General features: G+C 46.6%; 17 protein-coding genes and 1 pseudogene. 1 reads left to right on the top strand and 17 read right to left on the bottom strand.

Features of this window, described 5'->3' with window-relative positions; genetic code table 11:
* Positions 1 to 18: 18 nt before the first annotated feature.
* The 12 genes and pseudogenes from AC58P7_RS22920 to AC58P7_RS22865 form a co-directional block, all read right to left on the bottom strand.
* Entirely contained in the window at positions 19 to 903 is an 885-nt protein-coding gene (locus tag AC58P7_RS22920) for a carbohydrate ABC transporter permease (RefSeq protein ID WP_497346990.1), read from the bottom strand.
* A 15-nt stretch (positions 904 to 918) separates the two neighbouring features.
* Positions 919 to 1,788, bottom strand: coding sequence for an ABC transporter permease (locus AC58P7_RS22915; protein ID WP_497347097.1), 870 nt, complete (start codon positions 1,786 to 1,788; stop codon positions 919 to 921).
* Between the two features lie 293 nt (positions 1,789 to 2,081).
* Positions 2,082 to 3,611 carry an ABC transporter substrate-binding protein gene (locus tag AC58P7_RS22910; RefSeq protein WP_497346988.1) on the bottom strand — a complete coding sequence of 510 codons (1,530 nt, stop codon included), beginning with the start codon at positions 3,609 to 3,611 and terminating at the stop codon, positions 2,082 to 2,084.
* A 105-nt stretch (positions 3,612 to 3,716) separates the two neighbouring features.
* Positions 3,717 to 5,306, bottom strand: coding sequence for a response regulator transcription factor (locus tag AC58P7_RS22905; RefSeq protein ID WP_497346986.1), 1,590 nt, complete (start codon positions 5,304 to 5,306; stop codon positions 3,717 to 3,719).
* 19 nt (positions 5,307 to 5,325) lie between these two features.
* Positions 5,326 to 7,068: a sensor histidine kinase gene (locus AC58P7_RS22900; RefSeq protein ID WP_497346984.1), complete on the bottom strand. Its 1,743-nt coding sequence runs from the start codon at positions 7,066 to 7,068 to the stop codon at positions 5,326 to 5,328.
* A gap of 172 nt (positions 7,069 to 7,240) precedes the next feature.
* Positions 7,241 to 8,821 (bottom strand): glycoside hydrolase family 43 protein, encoded by a 1,581-nt coding sequence (locus tag AC58P7_RS22895; RefSeq protein ID WP_497346982.1) that lies wholly within the window; start codon positions 8,819 to 8,821, stop codon positions 7,241 to 7,243.
* Between the two features lie 229 nt (positions 8,822 to 9,050).
* On the bottom strand, positions 9,051 to 9,329 hold the full coding sequence (locus AC58P7_RS22890; protein WP_497346980.1) for an alpha-L-rhamnosidase C-terminal domain-containing protein: 279 nt from the start codon (positions 9,327 to 9,329) through the stop codon (positions 9,051 to 9,053).
* Positions 9,329 to 10,774: a family 78 glycoside hydrolase catalytic domain gene (locus AC58P7_RS22885; protein ID WP_497346978.1), complete on the bottom strand. Its 1,446-nt coding sequence runs from the start codon at positions 10,772 to 10,774 to the stop codon at positions 9,329 to 9,331. The genes AC58P7_RS22890 and AC58P7_RS22885 overlap by 1 nt, the downstream gene beginning before the upstream one ends.
* Before the next feature lie 43 nt (positions 10,775 to 10,817).
* Positions 10,818 to 11,666 (bottom strand): ABC transporter permease, encoded by an 849-nt coding sequence (locus AC58P7_RS22880; protein WP_497346976.1) that lies wholly within the window; start codon positions 11,664 to 11,666, stop codon positions 10,818 to 10,820.
* A gap of 193 nt (positions 11,667 to 11,859) precedes the next feature.
* Complete coding sequence (locus AC58P7_RS22875) at positions 11,860 to 12,024, bottom strand: DUF5597 domain-containing protein (RefSeq protein WP_497346974.1); 165 nt, start codon at positions 12,022 to 12,024, stop codon at positions 11,860 to 11,862.
* A 169-nt stretch (positions 12,025 to 12,193) separates the two neighbouring features.
* Entirely contained in the window at positions 12,194 to 13,696 is a 1,503-nt protein-coding gene (locus tag AC58P7_RS22870) for a glycoside hydrolase family 140 protein (protein ID WP_497346972.1), read from the bottom strand.
* A gap of 154 nt (positions 13,697 to 13,850) precedes the next feature.
* A pseudogene (locus AC58P7_RS22865) lies at positions 13,851 to 14,060 on the bottom strand (family 43 glycosylhydrolase); the annotation flags it as partial.
* Between the two features lie 258 nt (positions 14,061 to 14,318).
* Here AC58P7_RS22865 and AC58P7_RS22860 point away from each other — a divergent pair.
* A complete protein-coding gene (locus AC58P7_RS22860) occupies positions 14,319 to 15,218 on the top strand; it encodes a LysR family transcriptional regulator (protein WP_497346970.1) in 900 nt (299 codons plus the stop codon).
* A gap of 37 nt (positions 15,219 to 15,255) precedes the next feature.
* On the opposite strand, the gene AC58P7_RS22855 is transcribed toward AC58P7_RS22860, so the two are convergent.
* From AC58P7_RS22855 to AC58P7_RS22835, 5 genes are all read right to left on the bottom strand, one after another.
* On the bottom strand, positions 15,256 to 15,702 hold the full coding sequence (locus AC58P7_RS22855) for a pyridoxamine 5'-phosphate oxidase family protein (RefSeq protein WP_497346968.1): 447 nt from the start codon (positions 15,700 to 15,702) through the stop codon (positions 15,256 to 15,258).
* A 26-nt stretch (positions 15,703 to 15,728) separates the two neighbouring features.
* A complete protein-coding gene (locus AC58P7_RS22850; RefSeq protein WP_497346966.1) occupies positions 15,729 to 16,916 on the bottom strand; it encodes an acyl-CoA dehydrogenase family protein in 1,188 nt (395 codons plus the stop codon).
* 21 nt (positions 16,917 to 16,937) lie between these two features.
* Positions 16,938 to 17,897 carry a VOC family protein gene (locus AC58P7_RS22845; protein WP_497346964.1) on the bottom strand — a complete coding sequence of 320 codons (960 nt, stop codon included), beginning with the start codon at positions 17,895 to 17,897 and terminating at the stop codon, positions 16,938 to 16,940.
* Positions 17,894 to 18,835, bottom strand: a complete 942-nt coding sequence (locus AC58P7_RS22840; protein WP_497346962.1) for a fumarylacetoacetate hydrolase family protein — start codon at positions 18,833 to 18,835, stop codon at positions 17,894 to 17,896. The genes AC58P7_RS22845 and AC58P7_RS22840 overlap by 4 nt, the downstream gene beginning before the upstream one ends.
* 148 nt (positions 18,836 to 18,983) lie before the next feature.
* Positions 18,984 to 19,973 carry an ABC transporter substrate-binding protein gene (locus tag AC58P7_RS22835; protein WP_497346960.1) on the bottom strand — a complete coding sequence of 330 codons (990 nt, stop codon included), beginning with the start codon at positions 19,971 to 19,973 and terminating at the stop codon, positions 18,984 to 18,986.
* Between the last annotated feature and the right edge of the window lie 165 nt (positions 19,974 to 20,138).

The raw sequence follows: 20,138 nt of genomic DNA, 5'->3' as shown, positions 1-20,138 counted from the left end.
CCTCCTTAGCTCTTATAATTAACCTTTCACGGCTCCAACAGCGATTCCCTTAACGAAGTAGCGCTGGAAGAACGGATACGCAACCAGAATCGGAATAATGCCGATAACAGCGATTGCCATACGTACCGTTTCACCAGGAAGATCCAAAATTCTGGCAGATCCGTAAGCAGTGTTGGAATTTTTAAGCGCATCGATGTTTTGCATAATCTGGTTTAACAGGTTCTGAATGCTGTATAACTTCGGATTTGTGATGTAAATTAAGCCGTTGTTCCAGTCGTTCCAGTAGAAAATTCCTACAGTTAAGCCGATTGTCGCCATTATAGGTAAGGAGAGCGGCAGTACGATCTGGAAAAAGGTTCGGTATTCCCCCGCCCCGTCTATCTTCGCAGACTCCAGAACAGGAGACGGAACCGTCATGATGAAGTAGGAACGGGCGAGCAAGACATTGAATCCGTTCATGAGCAGACCGGGTACGATTAATGCCCAAATTGTATTTTTGATCATGAAGACCTGGGTGTAAATCAGGTAGGTCGGCACTAATCCCCCGTTGAAAAGCAAGGTAAAAAAGACGATGAAGGAGAAAACCTTATGACCAGGCATGTCTTTCTTAGACAACGCATACCCGAGCATAGCTGTCATGAACAAGCTTACAGTTGTTCCGATTACCGTGACAAAGACTGTGATGCCGTATGCCCGGCCGATCAAAGCCAGATTGCCTGACAGATAACGATACGCGTCAAGACTAAAGTATCTTGGAAAGAAGGAATAGCCTGCCTTCAGAATGGTGTCCTCAGATGTAAAGGACGCCATGATCAGGAGGAGAAAGGGAATGAGACACAAGATGCAGAAAAGTGTCAGAGCGATATGGGAAATCCACTGCCCTAATTTTTTATCATTATTCACGGGATTCACCTCGTCTTAGAATAGGGCGTTGTCTTTGCTGAATTTACGGACTGCATAGTTGGCCAGAACTACCAAGATAAGTCCGACCACCGATTGATAGAATCCAGCTGCGGATGACATGGCAATATCGTTGCTCTGCAGCAATCCTCTGAATACATAAGTGTCGATGACGTTCGTGGTGTCATAAAGCATTCCCGAATTCATGGGCACCTGGTAGAACAAACCGAAATCGGAATAGAAAATCCTTCCTACCGCCATTAGCGTCATGATGATAATTATGGGTGTGAGTAACGGTAGAGTGATGGTTCGGATCTGCTGCCATTTGTTAGCCCCATCTAAGGTTGCCGCTTCATAATATTCCGGGTCGATTCCTATGATAGTTGCCAAATAAATGATACAGCTGTAGCCTACGGTCTTCCATATGTTCACGAGAGTTAGGATAAGAGGCCAATATTTCGGGTCCTGATAGAAGGAGATCGTATCCAATCCAAGCATCGGTAGCAGCGTCTTGTTAATGTAGCCTTGCGTATCGCCCAAGAAAGCGAACACTAGATAACTTACAATGACCATGGATATCAGAAATGGCAGCAGTACAATACTCTGATATAGTCTGGACATGAACCGGTTCTTAACTTCATTTAACAGAATGGCGAGGCATACAGAGAAGATCATGCCAAGAATGATAAAGACACCGTTATACAGCAGGGTGTTACGTGTAATGATGTAAGCGTCTGACGTTTGGAACAGGAACTTAAAGTTGGTCAGTCCATTCCAGTCACTGCCCAGAATACCTTTGGAGTAGTCGATATTTTTGAAAGCAATCATTAGGCCGAACATGGGCAAATAGTTATTGATCAGCAGATAAATCATGCCTGGCATCATCATGGCCAGAATCGGGAGATAAGGCCTTATGCTTCTGCGTGTTCTACGCGTTCTGCGCGCTGCATGCGGCTCGTCGCCCACAGGCGATGTGAGAGATTTGGTCGTCATAATGGAACTCCTTTCGGGATGTACGTAGTCTGTAGTCTGTAGTCTGATCGCTTGATCTATCCCTATCATAAAATTTAACGGCGTCCCTCACTACCGCGTGTTCGACTTGGTAACAACATATTTTCGACTCGTTCTGGTTGGATGAACGAAAAAAGAACTGACTCCATGGAGTCAGTTCACTTTTTGGATTATTTCGGGTTCGCAGCTACCCATGCGTCGAGTTGCTTCTGCTTCTCGGCAATGATTTTATCCAGTCCGGCTGCTTTTAGCTTCTGGTTGAATTGCGGAAGCGTATTGTCCGGATCTACACTTCCGGTTTCTAGCGCCACTTTATATTGCGTAATTACGTTTTTAACTGCAGAAACCTCCGACTTGAGGGATTCCATGTTCGGGATGAAGCCCAGGGCCTTAGATTTTACCATTCCTGCCCCAAAAGCCTTCTCATCATCCCTGCCTTTCGTACTTTCGCCTTCCAGCAGATAGGTCAGATGCGGATCACCGAACATGAAGCTTTGGCGCACCACGTATCCGTTATCACCAGACACAGGCGCGATGACATTGTCGCTTTTCTTCGTGTAATGCTTGCCTTCAACGCCGTAGTTGATCAAATTAATAATATCTTTATCCGAATAGGTCAGGTTCAGGAACTCCATTGCTTTCTTCGGATTTTTGGAATTGTTCGCCGGAATGGCCCACATTAAGCCCAGCACATTCTGAGTTGTGAACATAGGCTTCTGAAGGGAGACCTTGACCATTGGTGTTCCCGAATTTGTCGTTTCCTTGTCCTCCGCAGTTGGACCATCCCCCGTAATGGAGGAAAATGCCTTTCCCGATCTCAGCATATCGTTCGGTAACGTTTTAGTCGTTGCGGCGTCCTTCGGCAAATAACCAGCATTATACCATTCGCGTATTTTTTTGAGTGCGTCCTTATATGGCGTCGTTTCATAAAGATTGACAACTTTCATCGTGCTGTCACCAGTCATCAGAACCCCCAAACCATCGGTTAGTGAGTCATATTCCAGCGAATCGATCAGCGCTGTCATCGGCATGCCATCTGGATTGTTGGAAGAGGCCAATGGAACGATGTCTGGAGCTTTCTCTTTCACAGTTTGGAAGACTCGATCCAAATCATTGGTCGTTTTGACCTTACTAAGGTCGATTCCTAACTTATCCACCATATCTTTGCGCATTACAACCGCTGTACCACCTTCGGTAAATCCGTTAGCCGGCGTTGCGTAAACCTTTCCGTTAATTTTAGCAGCATTCAGCTTATCACCTAGGGATGCTTTGATTCCGCCTCCGTATTGATCTAAAAGATCATTCATATCCAGAAATTGCTTCTTGGCCACAGAAGCGCTGTAGCTTGCGAAGTCTGTCAACATCAAATCAAGCTTTTCGTTGCTGGCCAGTGTCAAGTTGGCTTGCTGACTCCACTGACCGAACGGGATAGCCATGAGCTTCACGGTCACGTTTATTTTCGGTACGGTGATCTTGTTAATAGCCGCCTCTACTTCTCCGATGTCTTTAGGTACATTACCCAGCATCGGAAAACCCATCACAACTTCATATGCTTTTTCGGAAGCTGCTTGTGTTGCAGGCGAATTGGACGCCGTAGTGCCGGAGTTCTTGTCGTCAGCAGCATTGTTGGAGCCGCAAGCGGATACCATTAGGGTAGTCGCAGCAAGAACAATCCCCGCCAATTTTCTTCGTTTACTCATTTACCATACCCCCATAAACAATTAGTATTGTATCTGATCTCATCATACAGCGCTTACATCCGGTAGACCGCTCGAACTTCGACTAATGGACAACACTTTTTCGACTTACCTATCTTCGTTGTCCTTTCTCATCTTGCGGTATTCATTTGGATTCATGCCCATATGGTTACGGAATATTTTGGCAAAGTGGGATAGATTCGTATATCCGATGTTGGCTGCAACCGTGGTCACGGGTAGCTCCGTTTTCACCAGCAGCTCCGTGGCTAGAAACATCCTTTCTTTAAGCAGAAACTCCGTCATGGATAGACCAGTCTCTTTCTTGAAAATACGGTTAATATAGTCAGGATGGAGGAAGAATTGGCTCGCGATACTTTCCCGATTCAGCTCCTGTTCCAAATTTTTCGAAATGTATGCTTTGACTTTGTTGACTATGGAACCTCCGTCTTCTAGCTCCGCTACATAGCCTAGTGCTTTACCAATCAGATGATGGGTCCATTCCTTCAGATCAGTCACACTATCGATAGCGCGTTCCGACAATTCAATGGAGGTAGCATCCTGGAACAGTTCATGAGCCTGAATGCCCTTATCATGGAGGATGGAATAGACAATCTGTAGAAAATTCTGTACGAACCGATGCAATGCCCGAGCCGACAACCCGGACGTAGACTTTAATCTCTCCAGATATTCATCAACCTCGCGAAGAAGCTTTTTCTGAAGGCCTTCCTGAATCATGAACTGCCAGACTTTCATATCAGGAAGTTGCAGTTCTCTCTGGGCAGAAGCGTTATCCTGCAGAAGTAAGACCTGGTTATCGGATGCAATATTATCCTTCACTAATTCGGACAGACGCTTTTTGATCTCTGGAAGTTCATGTAAAGGAGCAGAAATTCCAATATAACAGGTCATGTCGCAATAGAAGAATTTACGGCATGCCGCGATATACGACTCCATAGCTTTTTTGATGGACGCATTGTCCGCCTTCACCTCCGAAAGAATGGCAATCAATTGCCCCTGCTCTACAGGAACGGTTCCCACATTATTGCCGCAGCCTCCAACCGTCTCTCTGAATGCATTCATTAGTGCGAATTCCATGATTTTCTCGTCACGGTGACTGAGTGGCTTATGCCAACGACGTACTTGGATTAGTACCGGAAGCACTTGCATATCCTCCGGTATGTAGATATTTCTCTCCACTGCCGCAGATTTGATTGCAGAAGAAGTGGAAGGGATGGTTCGCGTAAGAATGTCAGACCAGAATCTTTCAATAAACAGTGGGTGATGCTTTACCCACGATTGACTCTGCTGCTGGAGTTCATGCACCTCCGTTATTTGCTGAACAGCCTTACGTATAGATGCCTCCAATTCTTCAGGTGGAATCGGCTTGAGGAGATAATCTAGGCTCCCCAGCTGAATCGCTTTCTTTGCAAAAGAGAAATCGGCATGGCAGGTCAGGAAGATCGACTCGGTAGTCGGCGAATGCTCCCGAACCCATGACAGCAGTTCGATGCCGTTCTCGTGCGGCATCTCAATGTCGCAGAGCATGACATCAATGACGTGCTCTACATAAATATCCTTCGCTTGATTCGCACTATTTGCGGTGAACACCTTGGTGATACCGATGCTCTTCCAATCGATGGAATTGACAACGCTTCGAATGGCCAGTGGTTCATCGTCCACGATCAAAAGTTGTTTCAATAGGATTACCTCCCTCTAATCAATTGTTCGTATGCAGAGGAATCTTCAGACGTACTAAGGCTCCATGTGGTACTTCGTTCGAGAATACAATGGACGCCGCGTTACCGTACAAAAGACGCAGACGATGCCAGCAATTCCAGATCCCGATATGCTCACCTTGTTCGTCCACGATCCGTTCACCAACGTTAAGGAGTTCAAGCACATCATCTTTGAAACCAATCCCTTCATCCTTAACGGTAATTAACATATAAGAAATGGCTTCGGATTCATCAACACTTACCTCAACCTCAAGGACAGGAGCTGTTTCTGAGACGGCATAAGCATGCTTAAGGGTGTTCGCCACGAAGGATTGAATCAAGAGCGGTGGGACAGGGACCTGCATAAGCTGGTCAGGCGCTTCAATTCGGCAGACCAGTTTCTGTTGATATCTCAGTTCATGAATTCCGATATAGTTACGGACGTGCTCGAGCTCGTCCTTCAGCGGCACAAAGGTTAAATTGCTACGGAACATATAGCGGAAATAACGAACCAGACGAAGGGTCATTTCCTTGATCAATTCATAATCTTTGTCTAAAGCTAGGCTATAAATTAAGTTCAACGTATTCATAAAGAAATGCGGGTTGATCTGCAATTGGAGATGCTGGAGTTCCGCCTTCTGCTTTTTCAACTGCTCTTCGTACACATGGATCTTCAATTCCTCCATCTGTTCCATCATCCGGTTGAAGGTGGAGTGGACGATCATGAATTCAAGCGAGGTCCGATACGGTTCGATCCGTGAATGCACATTGCCGTCTCCAATCCGTTTCATGGCAGACAGAATCCGATTGAGCGGCTTCAGCACAACCTTCCGAAGGAACAGAAAAAACGCGGGCAGCAACAGAATGCTAATTATAGTAATGATAATGACAATACGGTTCAGATACGGAAGATTCTGCAGGACCGTTGTGACTGGAATCATCGCAGCCAGACTGAAATTCCCTTTGGAGGAATGCTGCAAAACCACCAAGTATTTCTCATCCGTTCCAGCCAGTTCGGTCTCCTGCTGCTGCGGGTTCATCTCAATTCCGTGTGACACGAGATAATTCACATCCGATAGTGGTCGATTGCTGTCGTCCAAGAACATGGAGGTCCCTTCGACTCCGAGATGAACGAGAGTTAAAGGTGTCTTCAACGTAACAAGATTTACCCAAGCGCCGACCCAGGCATTCTCGGCACGATAGATTCGAAACAGATAATGGTTCCCTTCAATATCTCTGACAAACCATCCCTTGCTTAATTCTTTTTCGGTCGAGCCAGCAAACAACTCATCCCGAATATACCGGGATACCCTTGTATACTCCTGATCGCTTACCCCCACAATTGCATCGGTTATCTCCTTGCGGGAGAGGGAATAAACAAACATGGAATTGGCTACAGTTTTATACATAAGCAAATCTGTGTTTAATTTATTGCTCAGCCAAATCTGTGTCAGACGATATTCATCATCCGAAGCCGAGTCTCCTAGGATCCGCACGTCATCATTGGAAGTTGCCAAACTAAGCAGGTATTGATCGACGGTGTCCAGTCCCTTGTCAATCTGATTCATATACAAGGAGATCATGTTATGGTTGGAGATGGACACCTGATTTTGCACCAAACGAACAGTATAATAATTATAATAATGAAGGAGTGCGATGAGCGGGCCGGCGAGTAATAGGACACCAAACGCCAGTTTGATTTGTATGGAGTTTCTTCCAGTCCAAGGGTAAATGAGCCATTTCATCACTGGGCATGTCCTCCTTTACTTGAAAAAACCGCCTACAGAGAAGGCGGTTCTTCAATCTAGTCATAAGCAGAAGAACTAAATTCACATTACCGGGGGCTTAAAACCGATCCCTGCAGCATCAAGCTCTAAGACCTGTATATCTTTTTATAATAGGTCCAACTGACCCGTTCTACAATGTAATTTCCTGTAAACGTGGAGACTCCGGATTGTATCGAAACCAGTCAAAGAGGGCAGGAGCGGAGCACTTCTTTCCATTTCCCGTTGCATACAGCCCAAAATAGACACCGGTAAACCCGCCAGCCACTTCAGTCGATAACAAACTGCACTCCCCGCTGCCGTAGGCCATTTCTGCCCTACCAGGTCTTGTAAAGGAGAAAATATATCTGGAAGGATCCGCGTCAATGCTTAGAATGATCTCGTCAGGTCCGTCGTACTCCTCTTCCCGTTCCAGCTTCCATAATAAACCTACACGCCTTCGAAAAATGACTTTACGCTTCCCATCCCGGTAGCTCAGAGCGATCTCGTAATGAAACTTCTCGTTCATATAAACCGTCAATCCAGCCTCTTCTCCCTCTAACGTAGGATTAAAGGAGAGAGAAGTTGAAACCGCGCAACGGAAATGCTGCTGTCGCCGACCGATGAAAGAAACAGAATCCGCATCATCCAAAGTTACCGCCGAGCCCCTCAGCATGAGTTGCCCCGGATTCTCCGTCAGTGACCAGCTAGCTTCCTCAGGGTTTCGCAAGAAGTTCCAACTGAAATCTAATTGATTCGAATTAAATTCGTCCTCGAACAAATAAGAAATAGGTTCAGTAGTGATGGGAAGAGATCCGGCATCCATCATCTCCGATACTCTCCCTCGTTCACCGATAACAGGCCAGCCATCAGTTGACCATGTGACTGGTGCCAGGAACGTTTCTCTGCCTAAGTGATGATGTAATCCTCCAAATTGAACAGGTGCAGGACGTATGCCAAGAAAAACCGCCCACCAGCTCCCGTCTCCCAGTTCTACCAAATCTGCATGTCCAGTAGCTTGAATGGGACTATCGATACTTCGATGAGTTAGGATCGGATTGATCGGATGACTCTCATACGGTCCATAGGGATGATCGCTTCGGGCTATTGTAACCATGTGCCCATATTCCGTCCCACCTTCTGCAATTAACAAGTAGTATTTCCCATGTATCTTGTAAAGATGCGGACCTTCTGGCGCCTTAGCCCCCGTTCCCGCCCAAATGAATCGTCGTTCGGATAATAGACTTCCAGTTTCAAGATTAATCTCCGCCTGATAAATACCTAATGCCTCGTCACCGAGAAAGCCCCCATTTCCCGTAATATACACCCGACCGTCTTCACCGAAGAACAATGATGGGTCGATCCCAGGCCAATCCAGCCATACCGGCTCGGACCACGGCCCCTCGGGCTGCCTAGCACACACATAGAAATTTCGAAAGCTGTTCGTATTGGTTGTAATCATATAAAAGAGACCCTTGTGGAACCGTAACGTCGGGGCAAAGATGCCGAGTGAGCTTTTGCATCTATCCAGGTTCAATTGGCTCTTACGCGTTAAACAATGCCCGATCTGTCGCCAATGAACAAGATCCCGGCTGTGGAAGATAGGTACACCTGGAAAATAATGAAATGAGCTCGTCACCAGGTAAAAATCGGCTCCAACTCGGCAAACGCTCGGGTCTGGATAGAAGCCGGGCAAAATTGGATTTGAATAATTAGATGAAAGTGATTTTAACATTTTCATTCCTCCTTATACTCTCAGCTGCAACAATCTTTTACTAAGTACATATATCCTAAAGCCATTGTAGGGAACAGGATTACCCTCCACCACCTCATCCTCGACCTTACGATAACACTATTTCGACTGTTTTCTTTTCTATATCCTCAATTTATCCCATATATTTTGTAATCTTACTTCCTGCTTACACGATGCACCTGAAAATGAAGACGAAATTCGATTTACTTTCCTAGGATGTCTGATTGCCGCAATAAACGTATCGGAATTGGTAGCTGCCGCTTCCCACGTGGACATTCACTCCATCACTTTCCGACGTTATAAATAGACCTGCCCCGATCTCCAGCGGAACTCCTGTCTCCCAAACAATGTCCCGAGAAGCTCTCGGCAGATGAATAGTAGCTGTTGTGTTAGATGGTATGGTTACATTTAATGTCATTTCTTGTTCATCCCGCTGCCACTCTGAAATAATCGTTCCATGAACAGATTCATAAGTCGCTTTGGCCCACATTAGACCACATTCCGGATGAGGTGAATTCGCAAGCGCTTATATCCGGGTTCCTCCGCCTTGATACCTGCAATATGTTGATACAACCAACTGCCTACGCAGCCGAATGCATAATGATTCTGTGAAACCGGAAGAACGGTCCCGTTCGGCATGATGGTATTCCAAGCTTCCCAGATCGTGGTTGCCCCATTTTCGATTTCGTAAAACCAGGACGGACATTCCGTTTGGTTCAATAGTTTATATGCGATATCTGTTTTACCATGATTACAAAGTACGTCCATTAGGAAAGGAATGGACATGAATCCTGTGTCTAACCGATATCCATTCTCTTCGATGAGTCTGACAAGGTGACCGAGAATAACGTCTCGCTTATTGTCAGGTATCATCTGGTGCTGCAGGGCAAGCACATAAATACCTTGAAGATGAGCTTTAAATGTTCCATCCTCCAACAAATATTCATCCGTAAAAGCCTGCCGAATCTTTTGATTCAGTTCACCATAACGCTTTGCGTCCTCTATATATTCTAATTCTCCAGCTACCATTGCGATAAGACCGGTAGAATATGCATAAAAACAAGTTGCCACCAATTCACTCGTAAGAAAGGCGCTTTTCATCATATCCACTCGTTCGCCATCCAGGCTCATGCTTAAACTAGGTGTGAGCCAGTCCCCAAAATGGAAGCCGGTATTCCATAAATATTTCTGTCTTTCTTTTCGCTCGGCATCATCACTATTCTCCAATTCCTCAGGCATGCTATTCGACGCTTTGTTTGTAACGTAGTCTACCCACTTCACCATGGACGAGTAGCTGTCCTCAAGTAGCCTTTTATCACCGTAAGCTTGATACATGGTCCAAGGCACAATAACCGCCGCATCTCCCCAGCCAGCAGACGAAACATTCAAGCTCTCGTCATGTTCCCGTTCGCTCTTATTCCAAGGCACCGTATTCGGCACTTGACCGTCTTCCCGTTGTTCAATCCGCAGATTTCTAAGCCAGCGAGTAATGAAGGCATTCATATCCATATTTATAACGGAGGTTGGAGCAAAAACCTGGAAATCTCCCGTATATCCCAATCTTTCCCGCTGCGGGCAATCCGTTGGAATCGAGAGCATATTCCCTCTTTGGCTCCACACGATATTCTGCTGCAATCGATTGATTCGCTGATCGGAGCATGCGAAGTGTCCAGTTTGTCTTAAATCCGATGAAAGAACTACAGCTGTAAACTTATCAGCCTTAGCGCTACCAGGATAGCCCGTGATCTTCACATAACGAAAACCATGGAACGTAAATTGGGGCTCGAAGATTTCTTCTTCACGACCGCAAAGCACATAGATATCCTTTTGGTGCTTATGGCGTCCGTTAATGTTGAACAAGAAATTGCCTTCATGATCCAACGTTTCACTGTGCTCCAGGATCACTTCCGTTCCTCTCTGCCCTTGCACACGCATTCTGACTCGTCCAGCGATAACCTGCCCAAAGTCAACTATAGTTTCACCCTTGGGCGGAGGACATGCCGATGTCTCCCAGCTGCAGCAGACCGCGGAACACATACGTATCGATAACGTTCGTCGTATCGCTCACAGCGCCCGAATTCATCGGAATCTGGTAGAACAAGCCGAAATCGGAGTAGAAGATCCGCCCGATCGCCAGCAGGACGAGCATCGTAATGACTGGACTGATCAGCGGTATGGTGATCGTGCGGATTTGCTGCCACTTCGAAGCGCCGTCCAGCGTCGCAGCTTCATAGTATTCCTGATCGATGCCGATGATTGAGGCCAGGTAGACGACGCACAGGAAGCCGATATTTTTCCAAAGCTGGACGATGGTTAGAATGTAGGGCCAGTACTTGTTTTCGGTATACCACGAGATTTCCGAAAGACCGAAGATCTGCAGCACCACCTTGTTCATCAACCCCGTATCGATGCTTAGAGCGGCATAGGCCAGATAGCTGACGATGACCATCGAGATAAGATACGGCAGCAGAACGACACTTTGGTAAAATCGCGCCATGAACTTGTTCTTGATTTCATTCAGCATGATGGCCACCGCTATGGCCGCAAAGGTATTGATCGCAATAAAGAAGGCGTTATATAGAATCGTGTTGCGGGTGATAACAAAAGCGTCTCTCGTCTTGAATAAATATTCGAAGTTTTTGAAGCCGATCCAGTCGCTGCCCAGGATGCCCTTGGCGAAGTCGACGTTCTTGAAGGCGATAACGAGTCCGACCATCGGCAAGTAGTTGTTCACAATCAGATACAGCACCCCCGGGAGAGCTAACAGGGAAAGGGGGATGATTTTCTTCCATTTGTACCGCCGGTAGGCCTGATGGGTCCGGTTCATTGTGCTCACTTCCATTTATTTAGTATTTTCCCCGGGGGCTTGTTTCCTTGTTGTCCGGTTCTTCTTCATCATAGCGTTACACAAAGGCGGCCTCTACCCGAAAAGAGACATGCCGCTATCGATTTTTCGACCTGCACAAGAAGAAAGGCAGCTTGACCGCAAGGGCCAGACTGCCTTTTACCCTTTAATACTCCTACACCTGAATTTTGTATGCGGCGGGCATATCCTTCAGCTGAAGCATCATTTTCTCGTCGCCGTTTAAGACGCGTCCCGGCTTCCATGCTCCGCTTATAAACTCGCCTTCCTCGAATCGAAGCAACTCTACTTTATAGCGTCTTTCCGATTCATTTGCGTTCAATCTTTAGGAAGCCGGGAGGAACGTCGATGTTCTATGCGTGCTTAAAACATGCAAGCAAGGTGTTCAGGCGGCACCCCCCGCTATTTTTCTGTTAGAAAAGGCTAATGCTTTGCGATGGGGGATAAATATGAAAAAATAAAGGCAGTCGCAAGCGGCTTACATCGTCTATCTATTCACCTGCCTTAGGGAAGAAAACCACATTTTTCGCTTCGTATTCATCCGTTTGCTGGTAATGTGTACCAGCTTCATTCCCCTTCCCCGGCATCGCATATCCGCTTTCCGCATTGTCCAGAACGAGCACCCAATCTTGTTCCTTCCCTTCCGTCGGGGTACGGAAAGCGGTCAGCTTCTTGTTGCTGAAGACCGCGAATGGAGCATTGCTGACGTCCCCGGTGGCATCGCAGCATTTGCCGTCGCGCGGATTAAACCACCAGGCGTTGATTTGTTCGCCTTGAAGCAGCGCCAGGTCAATATCCTCAGTGCCGCCACTGGTAAAGTAAATCCAGACGAAGCTGCCATCACTATCGAGGCAAGCCTGCCTGTGATCGTCTACGCATCCGTTACCGCACTGCTGCTGGTGGCTGATCATTTCTTGGCATGGTACCGTCCTTTGAAAAGGACGGGAATCGATTAAATCGCGCAAGATCTTCATCTGCCTTGCCCCCGGCCGTTCCAGCGCTTCTTGCCACGTATAGGGGGTAAACGCATCCTTATGCTTTGCGAAGCGCCATACGCTGGAGTGGCCGTAGGTATGCCCGAAGGAGCCCGCGAAGAGCGACCAATAGGCTCGTCTTCTTACATTCCATGCTCCGCTTGTTTGCAGAGGCAGCGTTAGAGGAAACGCCGTCGGCATCTCTTCGTAATTTGGTTCCCCGTCAAATACAGGCTTTCCAGGTACCCGGTTATAGTCCTTCTCTACTTGCAGGTAACTTCGCATGGCAGGATTATGGCCAGATTGCAGCATAGTAAAGCTGATCCAAGCATCTTCTTCCGTCCAGTAGTCGGTGGTCGAGTACAAAGGTGGATCTCCGTAGCAGCTGGTGTGATACGTAATGAGCAGATCCTTCCATGCCGGATCCGGTTCGTTCCATTTCAAGTCGTTCCCGAGAACGCCCTTGGCAAGCCCCTCCGCCATGCGCCTCCATACCGCACGGTAATCGATCCCGCTATGGACCGGATGACGGTCGCCGCCCAAAGCCCAAACGATGTTGGTCCGGGAGCGGTACCTGGCGCCTAGCCATTCGGCATAGGGATAAGCATTGCCTTCATGGATGATTTTGTCAAATACCTCCCCGCCCCAGCTCTCGCCGACAACTAATTGCCCCCAGGCGGGCAGCAGCAGGACGTACAGTCCCAGCTCCTCCGCCATTTGAATGATCTTATCGAGATATTCGAAAAAGCGTTCATTCGGCGTTAACGGGTTGTCATCGATCAGAGCTTTCTCGCCGCACGGATTTCGCATATGCAGATCACCCTCCGGATCCAAGGCGACAATCTGAATGACCGAGAAGCCTTTCTGTTTACGATCCTCCAAATAATGCATAGCGTCCTTCCAATGTAATTGTGTCGCAATCGTCCAAGCGGTGTCCGCCAGCCAGAAGAACGGCTTCCCGCTTTCCGTTTTCAGCCCTCTTCCATCCGCTGAGATCCTTAATCGCTCCAAAGGTTGCACGTCTGAACCCCTCACTTTTGTTTCGAATTTGGGAAAGACCACTCAAATACGAGTGGCCCGTCGTTTGATCCCTATTTACATTGTAAGGAATGAAGGCGCTTCATTGCCACCAATATTCCGACCTGTGAATATCGTTATTTAGACTTTTGCATCTATCTAGGTTCAATTGGCTCTTACGCGTTAAACAATGCCCGATCTGTCGCCAATGAACAAGATCCCGGCTGTGGAAGATAGGTACACCAGGAAAATAATGAAATGAGCTCGTCACCAGGTAAAAATCGGCTCCAACTCGGCAAACACTTGGGTCTGGATAGAAGCCGGGCAGAATTGGATTTGAATAATTAGATGAAAGTGGTTCGAACATTTTCATTCCTCCTTATACTCGCAGCTGCAATAATCTTTTACTAAGTACATATATCCTAAAGCCATTGTAGGGAACAGGATTAACCTCAACCACCTCATCCTCGACCTTACGACAACATTATTTCGACTGTTTGCTTTCTACAATGCCCTTAGGTACGGGGATTATAAATATAATTGCATTAGCTGTTGTTTTAGGAGAGTCTGGAGATCTTAATTATGTTACAATGATCCCAACTAACTGTTCACACGGGGGCTTCAAATGGATCTGGATATCCGACAATTACGTTACTTTATTATGGTCGCGGAATACCTAAGCTTTACAGAAGCGGCAAACCAGTTATACGTCGCCCAGTCGGCCATCAGTCAACAAATTGCCGATCTGGAAGACAAAATTGGCATTAAATTGTTTACACGCAGTAAGAGGTCCGTCCAACTCACTCCTGGAGGAGCAGTGTTTCTCAAAGAAGCCGTTGAGATTGTGGGAAAAGTGGTCGACGCTGTCGATAGAGCTCGTCAAACGGAAGCTGGGATCATCGGGAGCTTATCCATTGGATTTCTTGCCGTACACGTTAAGAGCTTTTTGCCAGCTGTAATAAAACAATTCCGAGAGCAATATCCAAAGGTGGAGTTGAACCTCAATCACTACCCGACTCAAATGCTCAAAGAAGCCTTAGAGCAGGATTCGTTGGACTTGGGATTCACATCACCATCAGGCCTACAGCGTATCGAAGGACTTCAAATTCAGAGTGTACACAAAGATCCGTACTGTATTGTCATGCATCGAAACCATCCGTTAGCTAACAGAACAAGTCTAAATCTCTCAGAGTTAGCGGAAGAATTATTTATTATTCATAACCGTCATGATTCCCCGGTCGGTGCCTATGATTACATTGTGCAATTATGCCAAAAGAGCGGCTTCATGCCGAAGATCGTCAGCCAGCCTCGGTTTGTCGACGCAGTTCTCGTATTGGTTGAAGCTGAGATTGGCATTGCCATATTGCCGAGCAACTTCAAGCCGTTTTCCAATCCTTTTTTGCATTTTAGCCATATTGATGGGATGGAAGATAAACACTTCGAATTGGCGGTCGCCTGGAAACAGACAAACATTAACCCTACAATCCCTGTTTTCTTAAATGTTTTGCAAGAGTTAAACACTTAAAAAGGGCTGCCAGATGATCGGCAGCCCTTCAAGTTCATTAATCTCTTAATAACTCATACACTTCCGTATCCAATTTCTTGGCAAGTTCCGGATTGTACGTTTTCTCATAAGCAGGCTCAACGGTAACTTTTCCTCCGTAGAAGATGACATCCTCCACCTCATGAACATGTATAGTGACCACACATAGTTTCATGGTTTTCTCAATCACTTCAGATACCTCTGCAGCACCACTCACTGCGTAACAGCTTCCAGCTCCTATGAAGCTAAGAACCACATTGGGGTTGTTACGGATATTACCAATACTAGACGCTTTATGACCCAGCGCAATCTTTACCTTAGTTCCATCTTGCGAAGTAAGCACCCAGGACACAACGCTAATTTGAGGCAAGCCTGAATTCGCGTCGATCGTAACCATCGTTACGATCTTTTCTCCTTGCAGTGATGCGACTAATTCAGAACTCAGTTGATTCGGCATGATCGCCATGCTTTTTCCTCCTCCTCTTCATGTTATTAATACTCTACGCCTACCTGTAAACCGAGCTCCAACTTGCCGAAAATCTCTCCTACCCAATCAAAGTTGAACGCTGTATGCTGCGCCCCCGCATGAATGTCTCGCCAAAACAATTGCAAAAGATTACTCTCGGATGAAGCCGCAGCACCGCTTGTGGTAAAGATACTTTCTATCACTTCGGTGCATAGTTCCACACAGTACGCATAATTACAACGCAAGCGCACACGTTCCTGGTAGTCAAGTACCAAGCCCGATTCAACTACATCGAGGGATTGCTGTAACAGGGCATGCGCAGCCTCCAACTTCGTCGCGATTTTGGCAAGTCGAATCTGCTGGTGGGACTGCTCTGCTACACGCAAGCCGCCTCTGGATTTCCCCTTAGCTATGACGGTATCCCTCCATAATTGATAAGCGCCCATAGTCGAACCAAGAATAACGGATAATAGAGTGGCCGGCATTACTGCGGACAGCTGGATGCGGTACAGAGGCGCAGTATTGACTTGCATCCCAGGTGAAACTCCAAGTAAATTCCAAGGATCAAGTTCCATCATTCGGTGCTGCGGCACAAACACGTCTGTCAACTCAAACAGATTGCTGCCCGTCCCTTTCATTCCAATGACACGCCAAGTATCGTGAACCTTCATATCGCTTTTCGGTATGAGAAAATAATGCACTTTCTTCTTCTCTTGACCGTTTTCAGATTGCAGTACCGGGACAATAATCATTGCCCAATCGCTATGCTCTATTCCAGAGGAAAACCCCCATTTGCCGCTTAAACGGTATCCACCCTCTACCTTGCTTATTTGCATATCCGGGCTTGGATTCAAGGATGAGGCGATACACGCATCGGGATTGTCGCTCCATATGTCAGCCTGAGCTTGGTCGGGCAAAAATGCGGCCATCCAACTATGAAGCAACAATAAAGAATAACACCAGCCTGCGGACGGATCAGCCTTTGCTACTTCGATGGCTGTAGCGGTAAGCGTCTTCCAACTTAATTCATGACCACCGTACCGCTTAGGAACAAGTGTCCTCACAAGGCCCGATTTAATAATTTCACTTACCGTTTCAGGAGGCTGATGTCTTAACTCCTCTGACTGATTTGAACGAGAACGAATATTGGAAAATAAACTTCTAGCCCGTTCTACTGCCTCATCATGAGACAAGCTCTTCACTACATTTTGCATGATATCCAACCTCCTGGTGAATTATTGACTTACGTCTGGCGTGCCGTATGTGTGGAACGTAGCCGGCAGCGGATTTCCCCAAGCAAGGCCCTTTTTTCTCTCTTCCGGAGTCCAAGTAACCGTCTCCCAATCCGGCGATAGAATTAAAAAGCCTCCCGAGCAAACTTCAATGCGATTACCGCCCGGTTCATATACATAAACAAACATCGTTTGACCGGCTACATGCTTACTTGGTGCAGCTTCGATATATACGCCATTATCCAAAAAAATGTCAGCTGCACGCAGCACCAACTCGAAGCTATCGACCTTGAAAGCCGCGTGATGAAAGCGCCCCCTCTGTCCCGTTTTATCCAATGAAATGGCCAGATCATACGATTTATTCGTCACATGCAGCCATGCAGTTGCTTGCTTTCCTTCGTCCGTTACCGCTTGTTCACTTAACCGGAAACCAAGGTATTCCCTCCAAAAGGAACTGTCTGCGTCGACATTTGAACTGAATAAGTTAATGTGGTCAAGCGATGTAACGGAAGCTCCTCTGGCAGCGTATTTTTGCGGCAGATTTTTAAGCGACGGCTTCAAGCTTTGCGGTGCCTTGTACTTTTCAGCTTCGTAATACACTTCCAATGCGTGCCCGTCCGCGTCTGTGAAGCGGAAAGACCGTCCATGCCCATAATCGCCTTCCGTCCATCCGATTCCAAATCCACTTCGCTCAATTTCCGCTGCTCGTCGCTCCAGCGCCGCTTCTGAACAGGAGCGCAATCCAACATGGCCTAATCCTGCCTGTTTAGCTTCCGTCAGCTTTACACTATATAAAGATTCGTCGCCCCAACCGCGTAAAAATACGGATTGCCCTGAACGGTGAACCTCCTGCATGCCTAGCAGTTCCCGGAAGAAGACAAGACTTTCTTCCGGCTTTGGTGTCAATAGCTCGATGTGCGCCAAATGTGCGATGTCTCGAATAGGTTCCTGGCATATACTCATGAGAGGACCCCCTCGACAATTCGAGTCTCAATGCCCCCGATGCCTCCAATTTCTACTCGCACAACATCACCATCTTGAAGGAACAGTCCTTGTGCTTCCCCTACTCCGCCCGGGGTTCCCGTACATACGATATCTCCCGGCTCTAACGTCACAATTGCAGAAAGAAACTCCACTAAATAATTGATATCAAACAACAATTGCTCTGTATTGGAATTCTGTCTTAATTCTCCATTCACGGTTAAAGAAATTGGAAGCTCATGCGGATTGGGAATTTCATCCTTGGTTACTAGATATGGTCCCATCGGCAAGCTTTTATCTAGCGTCTTTCCTTGCAGCCACTGTATAGTGCGTTTCTGCATGTCGCGGGCCGTAATATCGTTTACGACCGTATAGCCGGCAACGTACTCCAAGGCTCTGGCCCTCGTGATATTTTTCCCCTTCTTACCGATCACGAAAGCAAGCTCTGCTTCATAATCCAACTTTTGAGTAAGTTTGGAGTTAAGTGGAAAATTGTCGTTTGGTCCCGCGATTGCAGTTGCGTATTTTGCAAAAATGACGGGGAATTGCGGAAAGTCCCGCTTCATCTCTGTAATGTGATCTTTATAATTCAAACCGACGCAAATAATCTTGTTGGGACGAAGAATTGGCGCGCCAATTCGAACATCACTCTTTCTATAAATGGATTGCGACTCGTCGTTTGCAAGCGCATATTGAAACGCTTCCTTTGCGGTCTGAAAAGCAATATCTCCATTCTCAAGAAATGTGGTTGGATCTTCTGGAAGAAGTGCACATGCAATCTGCTGCGCTCTGTCCTGTCCAACTCCCGTTTCCTTCAATTTCTCTATATAAGCTTGCTGCGGATCAACTATAGAATGGGCGTCCATAACGATACCAAGGCGTAACGGAGCACCACTTGCAGAATAAGTTAATAGTTTCATATGAAAATCTCCTCTCAATTAGGTAAGTTTTATATCTGTATAAGAATTATCATAAGTCACTAGCCAACGTTTCGTGAAATAGACAGTTATAATTTGAGAAATCGTAATTTCTTATTAATACGAACATCCCAACATGCCCATCGACCTCTTATCCAGCGTTGAATGTAGATGGTACAAAAAGCTCCTCTATCGGCAAATTCCGGGATATGATCCCCTGCTCATATGCGTATTGTATTAATGTTTCTAGAGACTTTCTGTTTTTGGCGACACCATAAGGCCAGAAATCCTCGCCCATTAAGCTTTTTGTACGCTCTACTTCCGAAGTAAGCCAAGGAAGAGTAACGCGCAGGGAGCCGATCTGATTTAGTGCTTCATACGTCTTCTCCTTTGCTTGCGTAAAGGCTTGCTGTAAGTTTATGGCGACCCACGGATACTTTTCAAGAATGTCGTCCTTGACAACAACTACATGCATAATCGGGAAGATCTTGGTTGACTCGTAATATTTTTTCTCTTCACAAGCATAATCTTCGAATAGCCTGACGATCTTTCCTGTTGCCTCCGTGAATCCTGCTGGAGCTCGCGGTGAAATGATCGCATCGAGTTCACCGTCCAACAACATACGGTTCAAAGTCTGGCTCGTACCAATTGCTTCTAATTCGATATCCTTTGGCAGTTGAATGTTAACCCGTGCACCCTGCGGCTTTGGAGCATCCACTCCTCCCCAATGCCAGTTAATCTCAGATGGGTGTACACCGTATTCGTGCTGCAGCATACCCCGTACCCAAACCAATGCTGTAACGTGATACTCTGGGACTCCAATCCGTTTGCCCTTCAAATCTTCCGGTCTGCTTATGCCAGAATTAGGATTGACATAGATTGCAGAATGACGGAATGTCCTGGAAGGAAACACCGGAATAGCCGTAAATTTGGGATACCCTCGGTCTTTCGCGATCAGGTAAGATGCTGCGGAAAGTTCGGACACATCAAACTCTTCAAACCGCATCATTCTAAAGAAAATATCTTCCGGGGGCAGCTTCAAGTAGTTCAAATCAATCCCTTCCGGTTTGATCGTTCCATCAGCTAATGCCTGCATCCGGTCATAATCGCCGCATGCGAATGTCAATGAAAGCTCGGACACGTGTATCTCTCCTTCATAAATCGTTAATATAGTTCAAGCATAATAAACAATAGATTGAATGAGAAATACATAGATACGTTGTCAGAAATCAACTTTACTTATAAATGGATTTTTACTCATCCCAAAAACAAAAAGGCACACCCACATTAGCCAAGGAGCTAAAGC

It is taken from the genome of Paenibacillus sp. J22FR5, assembly GCF_059691975.1.
Note: the sequence above shows the minus strand (reverse complement) of the source record. Positions and strands in the feature narration are given on the sequence as shown.

Bases quoted from the DNA above. Each gene is read 5' to 3' on its own strand.
- AC58P7_RS22860 (WP_497346970.1), top strand. From the start codon at position 14,319: ATGGATCTGGATATCCGACAATTACGTTACTTTATTATGGTCGCGGAA.
- AC58P7_RS22855 (WP_497346968.1), bottom strand. From the start codon at position 15,702: ATGGCGATCATGCCGAATCAACTGAGTTCTGAATTAGTCGCATCACTG.
- AC58P7_RS22885 (WP_497346978.1), bottom strand. From the start codon at position 10,774: ATGCGTGTGCAAGGGCAGAGAGGAACGGAAGTGATCCTGGAGCACAGT.
- AC58P7_RS22915 (WP_497347097.1), bottom strand. From the start codon at position 1,788: ATGATGATGCCAGGCATGATTTATCTGCTGATCAATAACTATTTGCCC.
- AC58P7_RS22850 (WP_497346966.1), bottom strand. From the start codon at position 16,916: ATGCAAAATGTAGTGAAGAGCTTGTCTCATGATGAGGCAGTAGAACGG.
- AC58P7_RS22880 (WP_497346976.1), bottom strand. From the start codon at position 11,666: ATGAACCGGACCCATCAGGCCTACCGGCGGTACAAATGGAAGAAAATC.
- AC58P7_RS22900 (WP_497346984.1), bottom strand. From the start codon at position 7,068: ATGAAATGGCTCATTTACCCTTGGACTGGAAGAAACTCCATACAAATC.
- AC58P7_RS22910 (WP_497346988.1), bottom strand. From the start codon at position 3,611: ATGAGTAAACGAAGAAAATTGGCGGGGATTGTTCTTGCTGCGACTACC.
- AC58P7_RS22890 (WP_497346980.1), bottom strand. From the start codon at position 9,329: ATGTGGGCCAAAGCGACTTATGAATCTGTTCATGGAACGATTATTTCA.
- AC58P7_RS22895 (WP_497346982.1), bottom strand. From the start codon at position 8,821: ATGTTAAAATCACTTTCATCTAATTATTCAAATCCAATTTTGCCCGGC.
- AC58P7_RS22840 (WP_497346962.1), bottom strand. From the start codon at position 18,835: ATGAAACTATTAACTTATTCTGCAAGTGGTGCTCCGTTACGCCTTGGT.
- AC58P7_RS22845 (WP_497346964.1), bottom strand. From the start codon at position 17,897: ATGAGTATATGCCAGGAACCTATTCGAGACATCGCACATTTGGCGCAC.